Source organism: Streptosporangium sp. NPDC006930, assembly GCF_040635605.1.
In the GTDB taxonomy this organism is placed as follows: Bacteria; Actinomycetota; Actinomycetes; order Streptosporangiales; family Streptosporangiaceae; genus Streptosporangium.
In genome coordinates, this window is sequence record NZ_JBEYID010000053.1 from 1 (window position 1) to 7,864 (window position 7,864).

The following is a 7,864-nucleotide window of genomic DNA, read 5'->3' on the forward strand; positions in this document are numbered from 1 at the left end:
CAGCGACTGCTGCTGGAGGGGGTGTGGGAGGCGGTCGAGCGGGCCGGAATCGACCCGCTCTCACTGAAGGGCAGCCACACCGGCGTCTTCGTGGGCACCAACGGTCAGGACTACATGAGCCTGATGATGAACACCCCGGCAGATGTGGAAGGCCACGCCATCACCGGTATGTCGGCCAGCGTGCTGTCGGGCCGCTTGTCGTACACGCTGGGGCTGGAGGGCCCGGCGGTGACGGTGGACACCGCGTGTTCGTCGTCGCTGGTGGCGATGCACATGGCGGCGCAGGCGCTGAGGTCGGGTGAATGCAGCCTGGCGCTGGCCGGCGGTGCCACGGTAATGACCACCCCGATCGGATTCATCGGCTTCAGCGCGCAGGGGGGATTGGCCCCCGATGGGCGGTGCAAGGCGTTCTCTGACACCGCGGACGGCACCACCTGGTCCGAGGGCCTGGGCATGCTGGTGCTGGAGCGGTTGTCGGATGCCCGCCGCAACGGTCACGAGGTGCTCGCGGTGGTGCGGGGTTCCGCGGTGAACCAGGATGGTGCGTCGAACGGGTTGACGGCGCCGAACGGTCCCTCGCAGCAGCGGGTGATTCGTCAGGCGCTGGCCGGTGCGGGGTTGTCGCCGTCCGAGGTGGACGCGGTTGAGGCGCACGGTACGGGTACCAAGCTGGGTGACCCGATCGAGGCGCAGGCGCTGCTGGCCACGTACGGCAAGGACCGGCCGGAGGACCGGCCGCTGCTGCTGGGCGCGATCAAGTCGAACTTCGGTCACACTCAGGCCGCCGCGGGCGTGGCCGGTGTGATCAAGATGGTGCTGGCTCTCCAGCACGGGGTGCTTCCCAGAACGTTGCACGTGGACGAGCCGTCCTCGCACGTGGACTGGTCGGCGGGCGCGGTGGAGCTGCTGACCGAGACGACGGAGTGGCCGCGGACCGGTCGTCCGCGTCGGGCGGGTGTGTCGTCGTTCGGGATCAGTGGCACCAACGCGCACGTGATCCTTGAGCAGGGGCCGGCAGCCCTACGGATCGAAGCCGAAACGGTGGCGCAGGACGATGCGCCGGCCGCGGGTGCGGCTGTACTGCCGGTGCTGGTGTCGGCTCGTACGGCGGGGGCGTTGCGGACGCAGGCGGATCGGCTGGCCTCGCATGTGGAGGGCCATCGTGAGGTGGCGCTCACCGACACGGTGTTCTCGCTGGCCACGACCCGTCCGGCGTTCGAGCATCGGGCGGTGGTGCTGGCCGAGGGTCGTGAGGGTGTGCTGGCTGGGCTGGCCGGCCTGGCCGAGGACCGTGCGGGTGCGGGCGTGGTGCGCGGGGTGGCCGCGGGCGAGCCGCAGCTGGCGGTGTTGTTCACCGGTCAGGGTAGCCAGCGCGCCGGGATGGGCCGGGAGTTGTATGACCGTTTCCCGGTGTTCGCGACGGCGTTGGACGAGGTGATCGCGGAGCTGGATCCGCTGCTTGAGGGGTCGTTGCGTGAGGTGTTGTTCGCCGAGCCGGGGTCGGCGGAGGCGGAGGCGCTCGACCAGACCGGGTGGGCGCAGCCGGCGCTGTTCGCGGTGGAGACGGCGCTGTTCCGGCTGGTCTCCTCGTGGGGAATCCGGCCGGATGTGCTGGCGGGTCATTCGGTCGGGGAGATCACCGCTGCTCATGTGGCGGGGGTGTTGTCGCTCGCGGACGCGTGCGCGCTGGTGGCGGGCCGGGCGCGGTTGATGCAGGCGCTTCCTGCCGGTGGGGCGATGGTGGCGGTGCAGACCTCCGAGGAGGCGGTCGCCGAGCTGCTCGCCGGGCGGGAGAAGGAGGTGTCGGTCGCGGCGGTGAACGGCCCCACCTCGGTGGTGATCGCCGGCACCGAGGAGGCGGTGCTGGAGGTGACCACCGCCCTGCGGGAACGGGGGATCAGGACGAAGAGGTTGCGGGTGTCGCACGCGTTCCACTCGCCGTTGATGGACCCGATGCTGGAGGACTTCCGCACGCTGGCGAGCAGGCTCACCTACGGGGCGCCGAGGACTCCGATCGTGTCGACCCTGACCGGGCGGGCGGCTACAGCCGAGCAGTTGTGCTCGCCGGACTACTGGGTGGACCAGGTCCGTGGCGCGGTTCGTTTCGCCGACGGTGTGAGCACTTTGCAGGCGCAGGGTGTGCGGGCGTATCTGGAGCTGGGCCCCGACGGGGTGCTGACCGCGATGGCCCAGGACACGCTGACGCCGGACCCAAGCACCGCGACGTCAGACTCGGACATGGAGCCGGATCCGAACGTGGTGCTGGTGCCGGTACTGCGCAGGGACAAAAACGAGCACGAGTCCGTTACCGAGGCGCTGGCCCGTCTGCACGTGCACGGGGTGCCGGTGAACTGGCAGACGGTGCTCCCGCGCGGGCGCCGGGTCGATCTGCCGACCTATGCCTTCGAACACCAGCGGTACTGGCCCGAGGGAGCAGGCTCCCAGGTGGGCAACGTGGCCGCGGCCGGGCTGGCTACAGCCGGTCATCCGCTGCTGGGCGCCGCCGTGGGGCTGGCCGACTCCGACGGGGTGCTGCTGACCGGCCGTCTGTCGCTCTCGTCGCATCCGTGGCTGGCCGACCACGCGGTGGCCGGGACGGTGATCTTCCCGGGGACCGGGTTCCTTGAGCTGGCGATCCGTGCCGGTGACCAGGTCGGTTGCGATGTGGTCGAGGAGCTGACCCTGATCGCGCCGCTGGTGCTGGGCGAGAGCGACGCCGTCGCGGTGCAGGTATGGGTGGGCGCCGCGCAGGAGACGGGTCACCGGAGCGTGAGCATCTACGCGCGGCCGGCGCAGGCTGCCGGCGACGTGCCGTGGATGCGGCACGCGACCGGCACGCTCGCGACCGGGGTTTCCGAGGTCGCGCCGTTCGACGCGTCCGTGTGGCCCCCGCAGGGTGCGACCGCCATCGAGGTGGGCAGCCTGTACGAAGGGCTCGCCGCAAGTGGGTTCGAGTACGGTCCGACCTTCCAGGGGCTGCGGGCGGCCTGGCACGGCGCCGACGGCGAGGTGTTCGCCGAGATCGTCCTGCCCGAGCAGGCGCAGTCGAGTGCGGGTTCGTTCGGGGTGCATCCGGCGCTGCTGGACGCGGCGCTGCACGCGGTGGCCTTCGCCGGACTGGACGATTCCGAGGGCGGCCGGTTGCCGTTCTCCTGGAGCGAGGTGAGCCTGCACGCCGGTGGCGCGGCGATGCTGCGCATTCGGATGAGCCGGACCGCTGCCGACTCGGCCACGCTGACGGCGGTGGACGCCGCAGGGGAGCCGGTACTGTCGGCGCGTTCCCTGGTGCTGCGTCCGTTCTCACCCGGTCAGATCGCCGCCGCGGGCGGTGACCACGCGACGGAGCGCGACGGGCTGTTCCGGCTGGAGTGGACCGCACTCTCCGAAGTCACCGCGGCCGACCCGGCGCCGATGGCGATGGTCGGCTTCGCGGCGTTCGAGTCCGGTCTCGCGGGGACGTGGGAGTCGGTCCCGGTTCATCGTGATCTGTCGGCGCTGGCCGAGGCGGGCGCGGTGCCGGGTGCGGTACTGGCCGAGGTCGAGACCGCGTCGACTGTGGACGCGGTGGCATCGGCGCATCAGGTGACGGCCGGGGTGCTGGGGCTGTTGCAGGAGTGGCTGGCCGATGACCGGTTCGCCGAGTCGCGACTGGTGCTCGTCACGCGGGGCGCGGTCGCGGCGGGCGACGGCGAGGTGGTCACCGATCTGGCGGCCGCGGCGGTGTGGGGTCTGGTGCGCAGCGCGCAGTCGGAGAACCCGGGCCGGTTCGTGCTGGTGGACGTGGACGAGGAGTCGGTGCGACTCGGCGCGCTGAGCGGATTGCTGGGCGGTGTGCTGACCTCCGGCGAGCCGCAGGCGGCGGTGCGCGGGGGTGGGGTATGGGCGCCGAGGTTGGCGTCGCTGACCTCGGGTGCGGGTCTGTTGCCTCCGTCGGGTACGGCGTGGCGGCTGGGCAGCCGGGCCAAGGGCAGCCTGGACGCGCTGGAGCTCATCTCGTATGCGGAGACGGCCGAGCCGCTGCAGGCCGGTCAGGTGCGGGTCGCGGTGCACGCGGCGGGGGTGAACTTCCGTGACCTGCTGGACGGTCTGAACGCACTCGGCTGGTTCCAGGACAAGGTCGGCCAGATGGGTGGCGAGGCCGCCGGTGTGGTCCTTGAGGTCGGCCCGGGGGTCGAGGACCTGCGCCCGGGGGACCGGGTGGTCTGTCTGACCGAGGGCGCGTTCGGCCCGGTGGTCACCAGCGCCCACGTCCTGTCCAAGATCCCCGACGGCATCTCGTTCGAGCAGGCCGCGACGATCCTGGTGACGTTCCTGACGGCCTACTACGGCCTGATGGACCTGGCCAGGTTGCGGGCGGGGGAGCGGCTGCTCGTGCACGCCGGCACCGGTGGCGTGGGTATGGCGGCGATCCAGCTGGCGCAGCGCCTGGGCGTGGAGGTGTTCGCCACCGCGAGTCCGGCCAAGTGGGAGGTACTGCGTTCGCTGGGCATCCCGGACGACCACATCGCCTCCTCCAGGACTTCGGAGTTCGAGGAGCGGTTCGGTGCGGTGTGCGGTGAGCAGGGCATCGACGTGGTGCTCAACTCGCTGACCGGGGAGCTCATCGACGCCTCGGCGCGCCTGCTGCGCCCCGGGGGCCGGTTCGTGGAGATGGGCAAGCTGGACATCCGCGACCAGGGACAGTTCCCCGGGCTGGAGTACCACTGGTTCGACATGCTGGACGCCGGCGCCGAGCGGCTGCGGCAGATCCTGGCCGAGCTGATGGAGCTGTTCGCGATCGGTGAGCTGCGGCCGCTGCCGGTGACGGCGTGGGATGTGCGCCGGAGCCGCGACGCCTTCCGGTTCATGAGCCAGGCCAGGCACACGGGGAAGATCGTGCTGACCATGCCCCGGCGGTGGGATGCGCAGGGCACGGTGTTGATCACCGGTGGCACCGGTGGTCTGGGGGCGGAGCTGGCCCGGCACCTGGTGGCCGAGCACGAGGTGCGGCACCTGCTGCTGACCAGCCGCCGAGGTCTGGACGCTCCGGGTGCGGTCGAGCTGCAGGCCGAGCTGATCGCGCACGGGGTCGAGGTCACGGTCGCCGCCTGCGACATGGCCGACCGGGACGCGGTGGCCGACCTGCTGACCGGGATCGATGCCGACCATCCGCTGACCGCGGTGATCCACGCGGCTGGAATCGTGGATGACGGCGCGATCACCTCGCTGACGCCGGAGCGGCTGGACAACGTGCTGCGGCCGAAGGTGGACGCCGCCTGGCACCTGCACGAGCTCACCCAGGGTATGGACCTGGCCGGATTCGTGGTGTTCTCCTCGCTCGCCGGACTGATGGGCAACGCGGGTCAGGGCAACTACGCGGCGGCGAACGCCTGGCTGGACGCGCTGATGGTCCAGCGGCAGGCGCAGGGGCTGCCGGGGCTGTCGCTCACCTGGGGACTGTGGGCGCAGGCCACCGGGATGACCGGGGGACTGTCGCAGGCCAGTGTGGAGCGGATGGCCGCCGCCGGGATGCCGGCGATGACCACCGAACAGGGACTCGCCCTGTTCGACGCGGCCCTGGGCTCGGACTCACCGCTGGTGGTCCCGGTGCGGCTGAACCTGCCGGCGATGCCCGCTCAGCTGGTGCCGCCGCTGTTGCGCGGGCTGGTGCGCGGCACCCGCCGTACGGCCGCCGCGCTGTCGGCAGCCGGAGGCGGTGGTGCGGGCGAGGCACTGTCGCGGCAGCTGGCCGGCCTGGACCACCCCAAGCAGCTCCAGGTGCTGATCGACCTGGTCCGGGCTCAGGCCGCCGCCGTACTCGGGCACCCCTCGCTGGAGTCGGTGGACGTCCGGCGGGAGTTCCGTGAGCTGGGCTTCGACTCGCTGACCGCGCTTGAGCTGCGCAACCGCCTCAACGGCGCCACCGGGCTGCGGCTGCCCTCCACCCTCGTCTTCGACTACCCCACTCCCACCGTGCTCGGCGAGTATCTGCTCAGCGAAGTGCTCGGCGTGCACGGCGACGCGATTCTCCCGGTGGTCGCCACCTCGGTGACCGACGACCCGATCGTCATCGTCTCGATGGCCTGCCGCTACCCCGGAGGGGTGAGCTCTCCGGAGGATCTGTGGCGGCTGGTCGCCGAGGGGCAGGACGCCATCTCCCCGCTGCCACGGGACCGAGGCTGGCAGGCACGCGGCGAACTGGACTTCGACGGTGGGTTCCTCGTCGACGCGACCGACTTCGATCCCGGGTTCTTCGGGATCTCGCCGCGTGAGGCGCTCGCGATGGACCCGCAGCAGCGCCTGCTGCTGGAGGCGTCCTGGGAGGCCATCGAGCGAGCGGGCATCGACCCGACCTCGCTGCGTGGCAGCCGTACCGGCGTGTTCGCCGGGGTGATCTACCACGACTACGGGTCGAGCGCCGAGTTCCCGCCGGATGTGATGACCTTCGTCAGCACCGGTAACTCCGGAAGCATCGTCACCGGTCGTGTCGCCTACGCGCTGGGCCTGGAGGGTCCGGCGGTGACGGTGGACACCGCGTGTTCGTCGTCGCTGGTGGCGATGCACATGGCGGCGCAGGCGCTGCGCTCCGGTGAGTGCTCGCTGGCGCTGGCCGGTGGTGTGACCGTGATGGCCACGCCGGGGGTGTTCATCGACTTCAGCGCCCAGGGCGGACTGGCCGCCGATGGGCGGTGCAAGGCGTTCTCCGACACCGCGGACGGTACGAGTTGGTCCGAGGGCGTGGGTGTCCTGGTGCTGGAGCGGCTGTCGGACGCCCGCCGCAACGGCCATGAGGTGCTCGCGGTGATGCGCGGGTCGGCGATCAACCAGGACGGCGCCTCCAACGGGTTGACCGCGCCGAACGGTCCTTCGCAGCAGCGGGTGATCCGCCAGGCACTCGCCGGAGCCGGGCTGACCGCCGCCGAGGTGGACGTCGTGGAGGCGCACGGTACGGGGACGACGCTGGGCGACCCGATCGAGGCGCAGGCGCTGCTGGCCACCTATGGTCAGGACCGGCCGGAGGGCCGGCCGGTGCTGCTGGGATCGATCAAGTCGAACATCGGTCACACCCAGGCCGCAGCCGGTGTGGCGGGTGTGATCAAGATGGTCATGGCGATGCGGCACGGCGTGCTGCCCCAGACGCTGCACGTGGACGCGCCGTCGTCGCATGTGGACTGGGCCTCCGGTGCGGTGGAGCTGCTGACCGAGGCCAGGGACTGGCCGGAGGCCGGGCGCCCGTGGCGGGCGGGTGTGTCGTCGTTCGGCATCAGCGGCACCAACGCACACCTGATCCTTGAGCAGGGACCGGAGGCTCCTGAGGCGGAGTCGCGTGACGAGGATCGGGCTCCGGCCACGGGTGTGGTGCCGTGGGTGGTGTCGGGCAAGTCCGAGGAGGCACTGCGGGCGCAGGCGGGTCGTCTGGCGGCGTTCGTGGACACGCGCGGTGAGCTGGGTCTGACCGATGTGGCGTTCTCGCTGGTGGGGTCGCGGTCGGTGTTCGAGCACCGGGCCGTGGTTGTCGGTGCCGGCCGTGAGGGGTTGCTGGCTGGGCTGGGTGCGGTGGCCTCGGGCGAGCCGGTGGCCGGTGGTGTGGTCGAGGGTGTGGCGGACGTCGACGGGAAGTCGGTGTGGGTGTTCCCGGGGCAGGGGGCGCAGTGGGTGGGCATGGGTGCGCGGCTGCTGGAGGAGTCGGCGGTGTTCGCGGCTCGGATGGCCGAATGTGCGGCGGCGTTGGAGCCGTTCGTGGAGTGGTCGTTGCTGGATGTGGTGCGGCAGGTGGAGGGTGTGCCGGGGCTGGATCGGGTGGATGTGGTGCAGCCGGTGTCGTTTGCGGTGATGGTGTCGTTGGCGGCGGTGTGGGAGTCGCTGGGGGTTCGCCCTGATGCGG

The 7,864-nt window shown here is 71.4% G+C and carries 1 protein-coding gene; it reads left to right on the top strand.

Annotated elements, in window-relative coordinates; all coding sequences use genetic code 11:
• On the top strand, positions 1-7,864 hold a 7,864-nt coding region (locus ABZ664_RS39240), incomplete at both ends, for an SDR family NAD(P)-dependent oxidoreductase (RefSeq protein WP_362522345.1).